Here is a 16,903-nt window from a genome sequence, read left to right on the forward strand (position 1 = left end):
TTGAAGCGGGGACCCGCTATTCGCTCTTGCGAAGCGCGCGGCGGGATTCCAGAAGCGCCTGGGCACTCTGCCGGATGGGCTCGGCCACCGCGGCCTCGACGCCCAGCGTTTCCGACAGCTCGGGAACCGGCATGGTCGAAATATCCTCGATCGAGTAGACCCCCTCCTTGTAGAGCTGCTCGGAAAGATCCTCCGTGACGCCGCTGACCTGCATGAGGGCTTTCTTCACCTGGTCTTTCAGTTTCTGCACTTCCGACTCGGATCGGATATCCAGATTCCATCCCGTCAACTCCACCGCCAGCTTGACGTTCTGGCCCTTCTTCCCGATGGCGACGGAGAGTTGATCATCCGATACCACGATTTCCATCTGCCGGGCGTCCTCATCGATGATCACGCTCTTGATCTTCGCCGGGGACAGCGCGTTGCAAACGAACATGATCGGGTCTTCGCTGAACGGGACGATGTCGATCTTCTCCCCGCTCAGATCCTGCACAATGGCCTGAACGCGCGATCCCTTCGCGCCGATGAATGCGCCGACCGGATCCACTCTCTTGTCGTTGGACGAGACCGCCACCTTGGCCCTCCAGCCGGGCTCGCGGGCCACGGCAACCACTTTCACCAGGCCCTCACCGACTTCCGGGACTTCATTCTCGAACAGCTTGATCAGAAACCCCGCCGCACGTCGCGACAGGATCAGTTGATGGCCCGCATGATGGTTGATGACGTCCAGTATGAAGCACCGGACCGTGCTCCCTACCTTGTATCGTTCCTTCGGAATCTGCTCTTTCTCTGGGAACAGCGCCTCGGTTCGGCCGATATCGACGATGATGTCCCCCCGTTCGAAACGCCTGACCACACCGACGATGACGTCGCCCTTCCGGTCTTTGAATTCGTTGTAGACGTTCGCCCGCTCGATCTCGCGCAGTTTCCGGGAAATGAGTTGAAGCACGTTGCGGGCAAACACGCGGTCCAGCTCGCGCGTATCGAACCGTTCGCAGAAGAGATCCCCGATGGCGATGTTTTCCTCACCCGATTTTTCACGGGCCTCAGTCAGGGCGATCTCCCCGACCGTCACCGGCTCAACCCCTTCCACCACTTTCTTGTACTCAAGAATCTCAAGAGTGTCGGTTTCGAGGTCGTACGTGGTCTTGATCTCCACCTTGGGGCCGAATTTCTTCTTGGCCGCCTCCTCCACGGTAGAGACCACAAGCTCGCGGATCAGGGCTTGGTCGATCCCCTTCTCCCGGGAAATCTCATCGATGACTTGTTTCAGTTTCAGTTCGTACATTTTTGTGCAAACGGCGAATCTAGCACATCTTGCTTTGAAACGGAAGATCTTTCCAATTTCGTTTAGGTATGAGGCGTCACACCCCCGGCAACATGGTGACAGATTTTCCCCTCCTGTCGTAACTGCGGACAGCCCCGGCCACGTCAATCTGACGGGAGTCTTGTCAGTATATTGAAATTCCTGTATCACACACGCACGTCATTTGGCACCTGAATTGCTCACTAAGTAGGTGGCGATCCAAGGTGGGGAAAGCACGAAGGCCATGCAGGCCGAACTGTCCCGGAGAGCCGGTGGGGTTGTGAAGCCCGATAAACGGGTCGAACTTCCCAAAGGAGGTTAGTTATGGGGACCATGCAACGACCTGAGAAAAGCACGTCCGATGTGATCGGAAGCCGGAGGGGTCTGCGCCTTCTGAAGCGCTGGGAGGTCGTCGAGCTGATCAACTGGTGTCAGCGGCAGGACGAGGAGGACCTCCTTCATCTCCAGGTCAGCGAGCGCGGCCCGGATACCATCGCCATCGAGGCCACGGATGACCGTGTGTCATCGACACTGGTGGTCGATTGGCAGTCGGGCAAGGCGAACATCGAGACGGAGCAGATGACCCGGCGGGACAGCACGAAGTTCTGGGCCGAAATTCTCTGCCAGGCCTTGGACGGCAAGATCGAGAAGGCGATTCACCGCGGCTATTTCCGGTGCACCATCTGCAAGGAAACGATCTGGCTCTCCGGACCGCTTGATATCCGGGAACACCTGACTCAACACAAGATTCCCGTGGAGCAGGTCATGGTGGGCGAAGGAATCTCCCTCAAGGTCGGTGAGAAGACGGTTGATCTGGACAGCTTCCTGGTCGGCGAAGATACGCCGATTCAGTAGGAATACGTCCGGAAACTACCTATCGTAGGGGAGGACCTTCAGGTCCTCCCAAGAGGAGGGAGCAGCCAAGGCTGCTCCCCTACCAAGATAGGATTACCGGCCAAGCTGCTCCCTTAAGCTATTTCTTTTTCGCTGATCCCTTTCCCGGCTCCGATAGGAGTTTCTCCAGCCCACGGTTCACGGCCAGCAGGTTTGGCTTGATCAGAACGAAGATAAATTTCTCGACCTGCGGCTGAATCGTCCGCGCCAGCAGACGGGGCACCCGCGGATGCTTCGTGGCATCAATCGTAAATTCCCCCGATAGGCAGACTTTCGTCTTCCCTTTTTCGTCGAAGAACTCATTCTTCCCGCTGGCCTGAACGTAGTCGTCCAAGCCGGGGATTTCGAATCGCCACGCCACCCTGTGCGCGTCATCGTCCCAGTCGGCGTGGTCCAGCCACATCACCTGATCGAGCCCGATGATCTTCCGGACGACACCCGGGACCTGCGTGCGCGCGGTCCACCGATTGACGAGCCGGAGTCTTTTCCCCTTGCGCTCTTTCTCCAGAATTTCGATGGACTTGACGTCGGGCAGGTACGGGACCAACGAGACGAGCTTGTCCCGGTAGGTGGGGTAGACCGATTCGAAGGGGTGATGGATCTCGTCTTCGATGGAGAATTTCATTTCGTCAGGTCAAGATTATAGGTGCCCCTAGCGCGAAGTCAAAGAGAATCCCCCGGCCGCGCAGCCGACAGAATGCCCTGCGTAGGGGAGCATCTTCAGATGCTCCCTCTTGTCGGGAGGGTCTGAAGACCCTCCCCTACACCTCCTGCTCGTCGAACCATGAGCGTGGCGCTTATCATCGGACGCTTCAGCCGTGATATGCCACCTCGCCGTGTTCGGCCAAATCCAGGCCCTGCGTCTCCACTTCGGGCGCCGGCCGAAGCCCCAGGGTGTGCTTCAGCAGAAGGGCAATGACGGTCGTTCCGACAACCGCCATGGCCAGTGTGAGGCCAATGGCCTTCAACTGCTCCAACCAGAGCGTGTGGCCGACGATGCCGTGAAGGTTTGTGATTAGGTTGGCGTTGACGTCCTCCGTTGCGAGGATTCCCGTGAGGAACGCGCCCAGCGTTCCGCCGACGGCGTGGACGCCGAAGGTGTCGAGCGCGTCATCGTAGCCGAGCCATCCCTTGATCTTGTAGCAGGCGAAGAAAGGAACGAGACCCGCGAGAATCCCGACGATAACGGCCGAACCGGGCGATACAAATCCGCAGGCCGGCGTGATGACCACGAGTCCCGCCACCGCGCCCGAGCAGAAACCGAGGATGCTCGGTTTGCCGCGAAGCAGATACTCGGCCATGGCCCACGTGAAGGAGGCGACGGCCGTGGCGATTGTCGTGGTGGTGAAGGCGTTTGCGGCCACCCCGTCCGCGGCGACGGCGCTCCCCGCGTTGAACCCGTACCAGCCCACCCACAGCATGCCCGTGCCGATCATGCAGAGAACCATGCTGTGCGGCGGCATCGGCTCCTTGCCGAAGTTGAGGCGTTTGCCAAGGATGAGGCACAGGATGAGCGCGGACCAGCCGGAAGACATGTGGACCACGGTTCCGCCGGCGAAGTCGATGGCCTTGATCTTTGCCTCTGCGTTCCACACCCCGTTCATCAGGCCGGAAATGCCCCAGACCATGTGGGCGAGGGGAAAGTAAACAACGAGCATCCAAATGGTCACGAAAAGAATGATCGCCGAGAATTTCATACGTTCGGCGATGGCCCCGATGATGAGCGCCGGAGTGATGATCGCAAACATCATCTGATACATGGCGAAAACATTGTGGGAAACCCAATACGCGTAATTCGCGTTCGGATTCGAGTCGACCCCTTTGAGGAAAGCGTGCTGGAGGCTGCCGAAAATCGAGCCGCCGGGCGCGAAGACGAGGCTGTAGCCGACGGCCCACCACAGGATCGTGACGAGTCCCGCGATGCCAAGGCATTGCGCGAGAACGGAGAGGACGTTCTTGCTGCGAACGAGGCCGCCGTAGAAGAGGGCCAACCCCGGCAGAGTCATGAACAGAACGAGCGCAGCGGCCGTCATCATCCAGCCGTTGTGGCCGGGCCCGGCGCCGCCGACCTTTGAAGCCACGCCTACGCCGGGGACATCGGCCCCTCGGGCGGTATTGTTGATGTACGCTTCGAGGTCCGCCACGCGCTGATCGAGGCTGGGTTCAATCAGCGATCCCGGTGCGGGCGCAGCCGCCACCGGGAGTTCGGCCTGTGCGATGCCGGGGGTAGCGCCGGCCACCGAATCCTCGGCATTCGACCGAGCGGCGAATCCGAGAAGAAAGAGGATTCCAAGAAAAACCATCCTGCTCAGATGGACCATGTGTCACCTCCTGCTCATCTCTGAGCCCTGTCAGACCGAGTAGGGGAGGGTCTTCAGACCTTCCCGGCGAGAGGGAGCATCTGGAGATGCTCCCCTACGCATCAATGCGAAAGGCGACGGCCCCCGAACGCCGGGGGCCATCGCCAGTCTTCGTTCCTTGAAGGAGGACCTACGTTTGATGCACGGGTTCGGGGACCATCATGGGCGCGCGTTGCGGCTGGGGGGCCACTTCCGCGTGACCCACGCCCACCATGTGGCGCGTGCCGAAATCCGGGTAGCATTCCTGTCCATGCTCCCCGATGTCGAGTCCTTCCTGTTCCTCTTCCGCGGTCACCCGGATTCCGCCCGTGATGATCTTGATGATGCTCCAGATGATCAAGGCGGCCACGAGTGTGTAGCCGGCCACGGCCACCACGCCGATCACCTGCGCGGTCAGGAGCGTGAATCCGCCGCCGTACAGCAGACCCATTCCGGGCCCTTTCACGAAGGCGTCCGAGCCGAACAAGCCGAGGGAGAGGGTTCCCCACACGCCGTTGACGAGGTGGACGGACAGCGCGCCCACCGGATCATCCAACTTCAGCTTGTCGAACATCACGACCGCAAGAACCACGAGGACTCCCGCGATCAGGCCGATGACCAGCGAGGCTTTCACGCTGACGAACGCGCACGGCGCCGTGATGGCCACGAGGCCCGCCAGGATGCCGTTCAACATCATCGTGAGGTCCGGCTTTCGGAACATCAGCCAGGCGGTGACGGTTGAAGAGAATGCAGCGGCGGCGGCTGCCGTATTCGTCGTCACGGCGATTCCGGCAATCGCACCCCAATCCGCGGCCATGGTCGATCCGGGGTTGAACCCGAACCAGCCCAGCCAGAGAATGAAGACGCCGAGCGTGACGGACGTAAGATTGTGGCCCGGGATCGGATTCACCTTGCCGTCTTTGGTGTATTTGCCGATCCGCGGGCCGAGCAGGATGACACCTGCGAGCGCGGCCCAACCTCCGACGGAATGGACGACGGTGGAGCCCGCAAAATCCCAGAAGCCTTTCTGGGCCAGCCAGCCGCCCCCCCAGATCCAGTGACCGGTGATGGGGTAGAGAGCGATGCCCATGAAGAAGGCGAAGATCATGAAGGAGGAGTACTTGATCCGTTCGGCCACGACGCCGGAGACGATGGTCGCCGCCGTTCCCGCGAACACGAGTTGGAAGAAGTACTTCGCCCAGAGCGGCGTGCCGGTCCAGGCGATGGACTTATAGACGCCCTGGTAGGCGTCGCCCGTGTACGGGCTATTGTCCGCGCCGCCCATGAACCAGACGCCGGTCGTGCCCGTGAAGCCGTTGCCGTCCCCGAACATCAGGCCGAAGCCGAGGAAGAGGAAGGCGAGGGACGACATTGCGAAGACGATGACGTTCTTGGACAGGATGTTCACGGAGTTCTTCGCGCGGCAGAGACCCGACTCCACGAGCGCGAATCCCGCGTTCATCCAGAAGACGAGCATGGCGGTGATGAGCGTCCACAGCGTGTCCGCCATCACCTTCGGCGCGTCCAGCGGCGGCGGTCCGGCTGGAGCCGCAGGGGCCGCTTCCATCGGAGGCGCGGCCATTTCCGGCATCGCCTCCTGGGCGATCGCCCATCCCGCCCAAAGGAGCGTTCCCGCGAACGGGACGAGGCTCCCCGGGCTCAGAAATTTCTTCAGCTTATTCATTTGATACCTCCCGATTGACTAGAACGTGTACGACATCCCCAGGCTGGCCGTGAGGTTCGTGTTCTTTGCATTGCCCTCCGCATCGGTGAAGGCTTTCTCGCTCGCGAAATCGAGCCGGACTTCCGGGCGAACGGCGAAGCCCTCCGCAGGCTTCCATGCCGGGGTGATGGTGAAATTGTGCGCTAATAGATCCGCGACCGTCGTACGATAGCCGTCCTTGTCCGAAAAAACCTCATATCGAAGGCCAAGCGCCATCGTGTCCGAGAGGCTATAGACGGGCTGTATTCCCGCACCCCACCAAGTAGCGTCGGTCCCCTGGCTCTTGGCGTCGGAATTCCCGAAATTGAATTGGAAGTTGATGGGCATGCCGCTGACCACATTGGTCACGCCGGTGACGTCGATGGACATGTTGGCCACCGTCCCGCCGAAGTACGGGGAGATTCCCAGCGTCAATGGATCCCCGAGGTTCAGCCCAAGCCGACTGATCAGTGTCCGCTTGCTGGTCTTGAAGATGACCGAATCCCAATCGTTGACGTACCCGAGCTTGATATCGAACATGTCGCTCGGTGCGATCGTGAAATACGTACCGGTCAGCGTGTACGCTTCCGCCAGACCGAACAGATAGCCGCGAGACACCGTCGGATTGGCTGGGCCCTCGATAACCTCGATGCCCTGGAAGGTGACGAACTTGCCCATCGTCCACTTCACCTTGTCGTGGAGGTTGTAGGACATGTAGGCCTCCTGCACATCCACGTAGCCGGTCGTGGCCAGCACGGGGTCTTTGTTGACCGCCGCGTCGCTTCCCGCATCGAGTTCCACAGTGTAGGTCAGGCCTTCCACACCATCGCCGGCCAGCATCACGTGGGCGGCGTTGAGGGTGAATTCATTCGCCCGGTTATCGTAGCTACGAAGCTCATTCACGTTCTTGCCGCCCTTCTTCATGAGATTGAAGTTGAACGTGGATTCGACGTGGCCCCCCATCTTGGGACCTTCTTTGGCCGTGGCGGGCGCCGTGTCGATCAGTACCGCCAATCCGGCCGTCAGGGCCAGCAGAGCAGTCCTCTTCAAAACGTTTTTCGGGCAGACCTGTACCTTCATAGTTAGACCTCCGTTTTTCCTTTCTCCCGCCTTCGTTTGCCTTCCTGGCTCTCGGCGGCTTTCGGCCTTCCTGGCCGGGGTTTCGGCCCCCCGCCTCCTCAGCGAGGGGCCCTCTCGATTATTTCATCAAGCGTCGTAATACAGATGAAACTCCAACGGCGTGGGGCGGAGTCGGATCGGATCGATCTCCTTCTCCTTCTTCCAGCTGATCCACGCCTCGATCATGTCATCCGTGAACACGTTTCCCTTCTTGAGGAATTCGTGATCCTTCTCCAATTCCTCGATCGCCTCCGAGAGGCTTGAGGGGAGTTGCGGCACTTTCTTCGCCTCGGCCGCGGGCAAGTGATAAATGTCCTTGTCGAGCGGTTCGCCCGGCTTGATCTTCTTCTCGATGCCGTCCAACCCCGCCATGAGCATGGCGCTGAACGCGAGGTACGGATTGCACGACGGATCGGGGAATCGCACTTCGACGCGCTTCGCCTTGGGGGACGGGCTGTACAAAGGGATTCGGCAGCAGGCGCTGCGGTTCCGCGCCGAGTAGGCGAGGTTTACCGGGGCCTCGAAGCCCGGCACGAGCCGGCGGTAGGAGTTCACGGTGGGGGCCACGATCGCGGCCAGCGCGCGGCCGTGTTTCAGGATTCCGCCGATGTAGTGCAAGCCGAGATCGGAGAGACCGGCGTACCCTTCGCCAGCCATGAGCGGCTTGCCGTTCTTCCAGACGCTTTGGTGCGTGTGCATGCCCGAACCGTTGTCTCCGAAGATCGGCTTCGGCATGAACGTGACGGTCTTCCCATGTTTCCAGGCGACGTTCTTGCAGACGTGCTTGTACCACATGAGCTTGTCCGCCATGTCGACCAGCTCGGAGAACCGCATGTCGATTTCCGCCTGACCGGCCGTGGCCACCTCGTGGTGCTGCTTCTCGACGATGATGCCCACTTTCTGCATGGTGAGAAGCATCTCGGTGCGAAGGTCTTGGAAGGTGTCGTTCGGCGAAACCGGGAAATAGCCCTCCTTGTGGCGCGGCTTGTATCCAAGGTTGTCTTCCTTGTCGCCCGAGCCCCAGATGCCTTCCTTGGATTCGATGTGGTAGTAGCTGTGATCGACTTGCGCGTCGTAGCGGACGCCGTCGAAAATGAAGAATTCAGGTTCCGGCCCCATGTAGGCCGTGTCGCCAATGCCTGTCTTCTTCAGGTGCTCAATGGCTTTCTTTGCGATGTAACGCGGGTCGCGCGAGTACGGCTTGCGGCTGATCGGGTCGAGAATGTCGCAGATCAGGCTCAGCGTCGGCTCGGCGCAAAACGGATCCATCACGGCCGTTTTCGCATCGGGGATCACGAGCATGTCGCTCTCCTGGATCCCCTGCCAGCCACGGATGCTGGACCCGTCGAACCCGAGACCTTCTTCCAAGGTCTCCTCGGTAATTTCCGACATCCCGGTAGTGAAGTGCTGCCAGGTGCCGAGCATGTCGCAGAATTTCAGGTCACAGACCTTCGCGCCCTGCTCCTTCGCGAATTTCAAAACGTCTTTCGATGTCATTCCTGCTCTGTCTCCTTTCTTGCTGCTCTCACTGCTGCTCTTCTTAGTGGGCATGGGACGGCTGTTTCTTGACGGCTCAGACCGCCTCCTCGCCACGTTCACCCGTACGAATGCGGATGACGTCCTTCAGATCGGACGTGAAAATTTTTCCATCTCCGATGCGGCCCGTTTTCGCGGTTTTCTCGATGGCCTCAATCACCTTGCCGACCAGCGCATCCGCGACCACAATCTCCAGCTTGATCTTCGGGAGAAAATCGATCACGTACTCGGCACCCCGGTACAGTTCCGCATGCCCCTTCTGGCGCCCGAATCCTTTTACTTCCGTAACGGTCATCCCCTGAACGCCGATTTGATTCAGCGCCTCCTTCACCTCGTCCAGCTTGAAGGGCTTAATGATGGCCTCAATTTTTTTCATATCTGTCCTCCTTAGTCTCGGAAGGCGTTTTTCATTGGCATACCATCCATCCTACACGCCCTAGCGCAAGGTCGGTGCCAACGGCAAACGCATCAACGTATTGTGTTTTCATTGTTTTCAATGGGTACAGGTTATCCACAAGCTCGGAGAGCACATCGAAAGTGCGTTGATGCACCATTGAAGTGCATATTGCCAGACCCTCCAGCCGGTCCCTGCTGCTGCTCATTCGGCCATTTTCCGATCATATATTTTGCGCACACTCAACATGAACTGCCTGAGCCTGTCAAGAAATCTATCCCCGTCCTTCGGCTTGTCAGGCCAGGTTGATGCTCGCACCAAAGCCGAATAGTTCATCTTCGAAGGAGAGATTTGGTTGCCCGCCTTACCTTCCACGAGGCGAACCCGCCCAATGATTTTCTTGAGTTCATCGTACGCCTCGAGGAGGGATTCCGCCTCACCGGCGCTCAACCACCCAATGGACCCGAGCGCGCGAATCGCGCCGCGCGTGGACCGCGTCCGCAATTCCGGATGCTCATGACCGAAAGCCAGCTGGCCCGCCTGGGAGAGGAACTCGATGTCCATCGTTCCCCCCCGGCCAAATTTCAAATCGACAAAAGAAGATCCGATGGGCGCGTAGTTCTTCTCCACCAGTAGCTTCATCTCATGAACTTTGCGGAACACTCCCGATGGCTCGCGCTTTTCGTACACCATCCCGGAAATTTGAGATTTGAAATTTGAGATTTGAGATTTGGCCAGAATCCGGGCCTTGATGAGGGCCTGCTTCTCCCAAAGCTCGGTGGACTCCCGGTGGTATTTCAGGAATCCTTCCTGCGAGATCACCAGAACGCCCCCGCGGCCGTGCGGTCGCAGATCGGCGTCCACCGCGTACAGGAGGCCCGAGGGACCCAGCGTCGAGATGTCGCGTATGAATCGCTGGGCCGACCGGATGACCTGCTCGCCATTGTCTGTGTTGTGGAGAAAAATCAGATCGAGATCCGATTCGTACGTCATCTCGGCCGCGCCGAACTTGCCCATCGCCAGGATGAAGAAGTCCTTCTCCGACATGCCCGGGCCGCGGTACACGCGGAGCGCCTCCTCCACGAGCGCATCCGCGGCAAGGGTGATGGCCTCTTCAACCTCCCTTTGAGCGAGCTGCCCCATCAACTCACGGGCAAGGATTTCGATGGTCAGCACCTGCCGGAGGACTTGGAGAGCCTCCATTTTCTCGGCGGCAGGCTTCTTCGCGATGGCGCCAAGCCCTGCGTCAATTCGGTCCCTCCAGACGGGCGCCGCTCCGGAGGGAATGAATGCGGAGAGAACTTTCGCAGGTTCGCTCAGGACGAAGCGGGAGATCGGCCACGCCAGACCGAGGACATACGCGAGGGCCTTGTCATCGATCCCCTGGGGAATGCCGCCCCGCTCCGCTTCGCTTCGGGGACGGCGATCGGAATAGACATGGAGATCCCCGCCGCCGCGTTCCACGCTCTGAGACAGCGTTTCCCAATTCCGCCTCGCCTGCGCCGGGTCGGGCGAGGATTCGAAGATTTCGCCGGGTGGAAATCGGACGATGAGATCCCCCCAGCGCAATCACGCGGGCTGAAGCCCGCGGCTACCACAGAGGTGGAACCCAGGTAGGCGCAGGCTTGAGCCTGCGTCCGTTCTGCGCCGAGGCTTCATCTGGGCACTCGTGCCTATTCTCCGGCGTTGGGGGGATCGAAATCCCCGAGGAACCGCTCGAAGGCCTCGCGGGAGACGGTGCGGTAGACCTGGAGATCCTCTTCGAAATCGTCCAGCTTCTCCGCCGCGGCGCCGGTTTTCTTCAATCCATAGCCCATGGAGCGGGCCAGCGTCAGCCGCGCGGCGTGATCGGTCTTCAGGTGGTAGGTCTGCGACTCCTCCTCCATCTGGAGGTGCGTTTCCAGTCGGCGGAGAAACAGGTAGGCCTCCTTGAGCTGATCCCGCTCGCCCGGCGAAATGTACTGCTCTTTGGAGAGTGCCTCCAGCGCCTTGAGCGTCACGGGCGTTCTCAGAGTCGGTTTCTTGCCGGCATTCAGGATCTGATGCCCCTGCACAAAAAATTCAATGTCCCGGATCCCCCCCGCCCCGGTCTTCACATTCCATTTCCCGGGCTGTTCGCGCAGGCGGGCCTGCTCATCTTTGATCTTCTTGACGCTTTGGACGTCACCGAGGCTGAGGTATTTCTTGAATACAAACGGCTCCACGCTCTCGAGGAATCGCGCCCCGAGCGCCAGGTCTCCGGCGCAGGGCCGCGAGCGAAGCAGAGCGAAACGCTCCCACGGGAGGCCCCAGGTTTCGTAGTAGAGTTCGGCGGCATAAACGGAATTGACCAGCGCGCCGGAGGCTCCCTCCGGTCTCAGAGCAAGATCCACGCGATAGAGGAACCCCTCCTCGGAGGTTTTCTGAATCCGCGTGAGAAAGTCCTGGGCGATCCGGGCGGCGATTTCCTGCATCTCCACCGGCGTGGGCGTATCCGGATCCTGCCCGGCGTAGACGAACTGGATGTCTACATCCGAACTGTAATTGAGTTCCTGGCTGCCCAGTTTCCCCTGTCCGATGATCGTCAGCCGGGGACGATCGCTCTCGGCGACATTCGACGCGAGTACGGCCTCCTCCAGGATCCAGTCCAGGATCGAGTCGGCCAGCCCGGAAAGCTCCGAAAGAATCGCGTCGTACGGGCCGATTTCGGCCAGGTCCTTGATCGCGATGCGAAGCAACTCATCGTACTTGAACCGAAAAATGGAACGTTCCCGTCCTTCCGGCGCTCCTCCTCCATCTCCGGCGAGAGCCCTTAACCTCGCGCGGTAGGCATCCGGCGCGCGGACCTCCGCAAGAGCCTTGGGCTGCGCGAGAATGGCCGCGGAGGATGGATTGCGAAAGAGATACCGGGAAAGGGACTGGGAATAGCCGAAGACCCTCACCAGATTCTGCCGGCCAGGGAGGGGGAGCGAATCCCACGCTTCCGCTCCTTCTTTTTCGGAAAGAAAGCGTTCCAAATTCGCCTCGGCCAATTCCGGATCGGCGGCGAATTTCTTCAGATCGACAACGAACCCTGGCGCGGACACGCCTTGCTCATAGGCCAGCGAATCATGGATGTCAACGCGCTCCATCAGGATGTTTCGCTTTGTATAATCGGTGACAGTATACTGTTATTCACTGTCATAGAGTATACTGTCACCGATTATACGCGATGAAGGCATGCGCTTGTCCTGTCCGGAATCGGTGGCGTAGAATCTCTGATCGAGGTGACGAACACCATCGGGAGATACATTCTCATCAGGCACATTCCGAATGCGATCACTTTCCTCAGGCTGCTGCTGTGCATCGCCTTGGCGGCCTTTCTCATCCGTCAGAACTATCAGGGGGCACTCTTCGTTTACATTGTCGAGGAAGTTCTGGACCAGGCGGACGGGAAGCTCGCCCGGCTCCTCAGCGCCGGATCCGAGACCGGCCGAGTTTTCGATCCTTTCGTGGACACCTTAGTCCACCTCACTGCGTTTTCCGGCTTGCTCACCATGGGCGCCATCCCTCTGTGGATGTTCCTCGTGATCCTCTTCCGCGAACTCCTCATGGGCTTCCTCCGTCTTCTGGCCTCGGTTCAGGGAGAAAGGATCGGTGCCCATTGGCCCGGCCAGGCCAAGGCGCTTCTTCACGCCGTGGCGATTGTTTTTTCGCTGGCCACGCTGGCTTACCCCCGAGAGTACGGGCTTGGGATCTCCGGTTGGATGGCCGTAGCCGCCTCCGCAAGTGTCGCCTCCGGGGCCATTTATCTCTGGGTGTATCGGCTCGTCCTTCGAAAGGCCTTTGCGACGTGAGAGATGTCGCAATCCGGTTGGATGAAGAAACTTCCGCCGGAGCCGGACTTTGGATTTGGAATCAGACCGTATTGGAACGCTTGTTGAGACTTTGTCGCGATTCGGGAGTTGCCGTTAGGACGGGAGCCCACTCTCCGGGTGATCTCCCCGCCCATCTCGTTTGCTCCACCCGGTTCTTCAAAGCCTATCTGGAGTCCGGGCAGTCTTTCGATCCATTCGCCTGCTCAACGCGTTTTGCTTTTGATTTGTGCTCGGATCCGGGATCCGTCCGTCGCGCCAAGCGACGGCTCTTCGCGGATGCGAAAAAGCCGACGGATGGCTGGGTGTCCAGAAATCTCAACGCGAAACTTTCGATCCCGCTGTCGCGGATCCTGGCGGAGCTGCCGCTCCACCCGAATGGGATCACCTTCCTGAACGTCCCCTTGGGCATTGCCGCTGCATGGCATGCCGCCCGTCCCGGATACGGGGCGGCGGCGACCGCCGGCCTCTTGTTCCAGTTCGCCTCCGTATTCGACGGGTGTGACGGGGAAATCGCCCGGACAAAACTTCAGGTCACGAAACTCGGCGGTTGGCTGGATACGATGGTTGACAATCTGGCCTATCTCCTTTTCTTTCTTGGGGTGGGCATCTGGCAGGCGCAGCAGAAAGATCAAGGCGTCTACCTCCATGCCATGGGAGTGGCCCTAATGTTCCTCGCCGGCTCACTCATTCTTACCTACGTCGGCATGAAACGAATGGGCACTGAATCTCATCACGAATACCGACAAGCCCTGGATCGGCTCTTCCGAGATCGCGCTCCCCTGAGGCTCTTCCATCGGATCTCCTTTCTCAGCAAGCGGGAGAATTTTGCGTTGGGGATCTGCCTCCTCTGTCTGCTGAATCTCCGAGAAGTCGTGTACTGGGGTGTGCTGGTCGGCCTCGGTCTCTATTCCGCCGTGGTTTGCTCCTCCTTCCCGGCCTTGATCGAGAGGCTTGGCAGGGGACGGGAGCGATAAGCAGCACATGCCCAAGATCATCTTCATCGACGCCCCGACAACGCCCCAGGAGCGGATCGGGAAGCTTTCACGGATCATCAATCTGAGTCGGGACCGCCCCCATCTCGGTATCCTGACCCTTGCGGCAGTGGCCCGTCAGAACGGGTGGAACGCGGCGGTCGTCGATCCATACCCGTTCCAGTGGACGGATGAAGCTATCGCGACGCAGGTACAAGAGTTCGGTCCGGATATCATCGGAATCTCCTCCCATACCTTGGGCGTCTTGAATGGGAACCGGCTGGCCGGGCTGCTGAAGGAGCGCTTGCCGGGTGTGCCGATCCTCAACGGCGGACCTCACGCCACCTCGGCGCCGGCGGACACCCTCCGTGAGTGCGGGAACTACGACATTCTCGTCATCGGCGAGGGCGAGGAGACGCTGCTGGAGTTGCTGAAGGCGCTTCCCGGCCGTCCGTTGGAGGAGACGCTAAGCTCCATCAACGGCATCGCGTTCCGCGCGGCGGACGGCCGCATCGTGCTTAGCGGGCACCGGGATAACACGCAGCCTCTCGACTCACTTCCCATGCCGGCTTGGGATCTCCTGCCACAGTATCCTTTTCTTTACAGCCCTTCTCTGTCGTCCGGCGCAGGGAGTCGCCCGACAGGCTCCCTCTTCACCACGCGGGGCTGCCCGTGGAATTGCACTTTCTGCGACCGGGGCGTGTTTGGAGATCGACTCCGGGCTTTCTCCGCCCGGGCCGTGATGGACCAGGTCCTCCACCTGTACCACGTGTACGGCATCCGGGAACTCATGTTCGGCGATGACACGTTATTTGTGGACCGGGACCGGATGTTCGAATTGGCCGAGCTCCTGATCGGCGCGAAGCTGGATCTCCGCTGGGAGTGCATGGCGCGGGTGGTGGATGCCAACGACAAGCTCTACGCGGCCGTGAAACGGAGTGGGTGCTTTGAAATCTCGTACGGGATCGAGAGTGCCGTAGACGAGGTTTCCCAAAACGTCGCCAAGCCTCTCACGCGCAAGATCGCCCGGCGCGCAGTCGAAATCACGAAGAAGGCCGGTATTCGGGCGCGCGGATATTTCATCTTCGGTCTGCCCGGGGACACGGAGCGGACCCTTCAAGAGACGGGACATTTCATTCTCCATTCCGGCTTGGACGATGCCGCCATCTTCGCCTGCACGCCGTACCCCGGATCGGCGCTCTACGAAAGGGCGCACGAGTACGGTACGTTCGAGAAGCGGTGGGACAAGATGAACAATGTGGACATCGTGTTCGTACCCCACGGACTCACGCCCGAGAAGATCGAGGCAATGAGGATGGCCGTGATGCGCAAGTTCTACGTCAATCCCCGGTTCATGTGGAATTGGGGGCGAAGACTCGTCCGGGACAACGGCTGGGCGGAACTCGGTCGACGTGCCGGTGTGTATACACGCTTTTTCGGCCATATGCTGGGGGAGTTTGTGTCGGGCCTAGGGAGGGGGGCATGAAAGGGAAGCTAGAGCGTCTAACAGAATGCGTAGGGGAGGGTCTTCAGACCCTCCCGACAAGAGCGAGCATCTGAAGATGCTCCCCTACGAATCGGCATTCCGTCAGAGTCTCTTGGCAGTTTTCAGTCATCCGTCATCAGCCCATACATGAAGAATTGGATTTTGGGACGGATCGTGCATGGATTGCTCCGTCTCCTGTCGATGGCTCCAGGACTGTCGGCTCGGCTCATGGGCCTGGTCACCGGAAACAAGAAGTTGAAGGCCTTTGCCGCCCGGCCCCTGCTCGTCCGCAGGGCCGCCGAAGCCCTCCTGCATAACGGCGTGCTCCTATCGCAGCTCAACGTCACCAACGCCTGCAACGAGAAATGCCCCATGTGCAACCTGTGGGAAGAGGGCACGCGGATGCCGCTGGACCAAGTCAAGCTGTGTATCGACCGCATCGCCGAAATGGGGTCTTTCATCCTCACGATCACGGGAGGTGAGCCGTTCACGCATCCGGATATCGGAGAGATCATTGATTACGCGCGCGACAAGCCGTTCTTCCTCAACCTCAATACCAACGCAAGTCTGCCCCTGAAAGTGTACCAGAGGGCCGACCTTGACAAGATCGATCTGGCCATCGTCTCATTCCATGCGCTGGACGAGCTCAAACTGGAAAGAATTACGGGCGTCAGGGGTACTCTGGCGAGAGTTGTGGACACCCTGAGATACTTCCGGGACGAAACCACGATGCGCGTCGTCCTGAAATTCGTCATTCAGCGGGACAATCGCGGGGAAGTCGAAAAAGTACAGGAGTTCGCCGACCGCGAAGGATTCACCGTCGAGTATCACCCCGTCATGGTGGACGGCGCCAACCGGCCCGTGACGACGGACAAGACGGAGCTTCTCCTCGGGCAAGAGGAGTACATGGATACGCTCCTTCGAATCCGTGAGATCAAGAAAACGGGCCGCAATTTCGAGTCTTCCGTTTATTATGACTTTTGCTTGAAGGCCGCGAGGAGAGGGTCTTGGGGATGGGGTTGCGATGCCGGCATCAACTACCTCAGCGTGTATCCGGACGGCCGGTTCGGCATATGCAAGGACGTCTACACGTCGGCGAAGATCACCGACGTCGATTTTCCAGACCGGTACCGCAGCGGGGCGTTTCAGGAGGAGATGAGGGCGCTACGCGAATCTTGCTCAGGCTGCAACTGGAGCTGCTACGTCACCGCCTCGAAGTTGGCCGGGCTGGCGCGGAACCCCGATCTTCGGGAATTCCGCCTCCTGCAGGCGATCTGATATATTCGGTGACCGTATACTATTATTGATGTAAATAGAGTA

General features: G+C 59.7%; 14 protein-coding genes. 5 read left to right on the forward strand and 9 right to left on the reverse strand.

Going from position 1 to position 16,903, the window contains the following annotated elements; all coding sequences use genetic code 11:
* Positions 1 to 16 precede the first annotated feature (16 nt).
* Positions 17 to 1,288, reverse strand: a complete 1,272-nt coding sequence (gene nusA / locus HYT87_01205) for a transcription termination factor NusA (GenBank protein ID MBI2058365.1) — start codon at positions 1,286 to 1,288, stop codon at positions 17 to 19.
* A 342-nt stretch (positions 1,289 to 1,630) separates the two neighbouring features.
* Here nusA and HYT87_01210 point away from each other — a divergent pair, with 342 nt between their 5' ends.
* A complete protein-coding gene (locus HYT87_01210) occupies positions 1,631 to 2,161 on the forward strand; it encodes a hypothetical protein (GenBank protein ID MBI2058366.1) in 531 nt (176 codons plus the stop codon).
* 118 nt (positions 2,162 to 2,279) lie between these two features.
* On the opposite strand, the gene HYT87_01215 is transcribed toward HYT87_01210, so the two are convergent.
* The 8 genes from HYT87_01215 to HYT87_01250 form a co-directional block, all read right to left on the reverse strand.
* Positions 2,280 to 2,825, reverse strand: coding sequence for a hypothetical protein (locus HYT87_01215; GenBank protein ID MBI2058367.1), 546 nt, complete (start codon positions 2,823 to 2,825; stop codon positions 2,280 to 2,282).
* 187 nt (positions 2,826 to 3,012) lie between these two features.
* Positions 3,013 to 4,503, reverse strand: coding sequence for an ammonium transporter (locus HYT87_01220; GenBank protein MBI2058368.1), 1,491 nt, complete (start codon positions 4,501 to 4,503; stop codon positions 3,013 to 3,015).
* Between the two features lie 187 nt (positions 4,504 to 4,690).
* Positions 4,691 to 6,223: an ammonium transporter gene (amt, locus tag HYT87_01225; protein ID MBI2058369.1), complete on the reverse strand. Its 1,533-nt coding sequence runs from the start codon at positions 6,221 to 6,223 to the stop codon at positions 4,691 to 4,693.
* 18 nt (positions 6,224 to 6,241) lie between these two features.
* Entirely contained in the window at positions 6,242 to 7,321 is a 1,080-nt protein-coding gene (locus tag HYT87_01230) for an outer membrane beta-barrel protein (GenBank protein ID MBI2058370.1), read from the reverse strand.
* Positions 7,322 to 7,447: 126 nt separating this feature from the next.
* Positions 7,448 to 8,857 carry a type I glutamate--ammonia ligase gene (gene glnA / locus HYT87_01235; GenBank protein MBI2058371.1) on the reverse strand — a complete coding sequence of 470 codons (1,410 nt, stop codon included), beginning with the start codon at positions 8,855 to 8,857 and terminating at the stop codon, positions 7,448 to 7,450.
* Positions 8,858 to 8,933: 76 nt separating this feature from the next.
* Positions 8,934 to 9,272 (reverse strand): P-II family nitrogen regulator, encoded by a 339-nt coding sequence (locus HYT87_01240; protein MBI2058372.1) that lies wholly within the window; start codon positions 9,270 to 9,272, stop codon positions 8,934 to 8,936.
* 222 nt (positions 9,273 to 9,494) lie between these two features.
* Positions 9,495 to 10,859: a hypothetical protein gene (locus HYT87_01245; GenBank protein ID MBI2058373.1), complete on the reverse strand. Its 1,365-nt coding sequence runs from the start codon at positions 10,857 to 10,859 to the stop codon at positions 9,495 to 9,497.
* Between the two features lie 104 nt (positions 10,860 to 10,963).
* Positions 10,964 to 12,400 carry a hypothetical protein gene (locus tag HYT87_01250; protein MBI2058374.1) on the reverse strand — a complete coding sequence of 479 codons (1,437 nt, stop codon included), beginning with the start codon at positions 12,398 to 12,400 and terminating at the stop codon, positions 10,964 to 10,966.
* 135 nt (positions 12,401 to 12,535) lie between these two features.
* Between HYT87_01250 and HYT87_01255 the strand changes: the two genes are divergently transcribed.
* From HYT87_01255 to HYT87_01270, 4 genes are all read left to right on the forward strand, one after another.
* Positions 12,536 to 13,105, forward strand: a complete 570-nt coding sequence (locus tag HYT87_01255; protein MBI2058375.1) for a CDP-alcohol phosphatidyltransferase family protein — start codon at positions 12,536 to 12,538, stop codon at positions 13,103 to 13,105.
* The gene (locus HYT87_01260; protein ID MBI2058376.1) at positions 13,102 to 14,100 is read left to right on the forward strand and encodes a CDP-alcohol phosphatidyltransferase family protein; all 999 of its coding nucleotides are present in this window, start codon (positions 13,102 to 13,104) and stop codon (positions 14,098 to 14,100) included. The genes HYT87_01255 and HYT87_01260 overlap by 4 nt, the downstream gene beginning before the upstream one ends.
* A 7-nt stretch (positions 14,101 to 14,107) precedes the next feature.
* Positions 14,108 to 15,583 (forward strand): radical SAM protein, encoded by a 1,476-nt coding sequence (locus tag HYT87_01265; protein MBI2058377.1) that lies wholly within the window; start codon positions 14,108 to 14,110, stop codon positions 15,581 to 15,583.
* 147 nt (positions 15,584 to 15,730) lie between these two features.
* A complete protein-coding gene (locus HYT87_01270) occupies positions 15,731 to 16,861 on the forward strand; it encodes a radical SAM protein (protein ID MBI2058378.1) in 1,131 nt (376 codons plus the stop codon).
* Positions 16,862 to 16,903: the final 42 nt, after the last annotated feature.

The organism is Nitrospirota bacterium (assembly GCA_016180645.1).
Classification (GTDB): domain Bacteria; phylum JACPQY01; class JACPQY01; order JACPQY01; family JACPQY01; genus JACPAV01.

Coding starts and splice junctions, on each gene's coding strand:
- HYT87_01240 (MBI2058372.1), bottom strand. CDS start 9,272: ATGAAAAAAATTGAGGCCATCATTAAGCCCTTCAAGCTGGACGAGGTG.
- glnA (MBI2058371.1), bottom strand. CDS start 8,857: ATGACATCGAAAGACGTTTTGAAATTCGCGAAGGAGCAGGGCGCGAAG.
- HYT87_01230 (MBI2058370.1), bottom strand. CDS start 7,321: ATGAAGGTACAGGTCTGCCCGAAAAACGTTTTGAAGAGGACTGCTCTG.
- nusA (MBI2058365.1), bottom strand. CDS start 1,288: ATGTACGAACTGAAACTGAAACAAGTCATCGATGAGATTTCCCGGGAG.
- HYT87_01215 (MBI2058367.1), bottom strand. CDS start 2,825: ATGAAATTCTCCATCGAAGACGAGATCCATCACCCCTTCGAATCGGTC.
- HYT87_01270 (MBI2058378.1), top strand. CDS start 15,731: ATGAAGAATTGGATTTTGGGACGGATCGTGCATGGATTGCTCCGTCTC.
- HYT87_01210 (MBI2058366.1), top strand. CDS start 1,631: ATGGGGACCATGCAACGACCTGAGAAAAGCACGTCCGATGTGATCGGA.
- amt (MBI2058369.1), bottom strand. CDS start 6,223: ATGAATAAGCTGAAGAAATTTCTGAGCCCGGGGAGCCTCGTCCCGTTC.
- HYT87_01220 (MBI2058368.1), bottom strand. CDS start 4,503: ATGGTTTTTCTTGGAATCCTCTTTCTTCTCGGATTCGCCGCTCGGTCG.
- HYT87_01265 (MBI2058377.1), top strand. CDS start 14,108: ATGCCCAAGATCATCTTCATCGACGCCCCGACAACGCCCCAGGAGCGG.
- HYT87_01250 (MBI2058374.1), bottom strand. CDS start 12,400: ATGGAGCGCGTTGACATCCATGATTCGCTGGCCTATGAGCAAGGCGTG.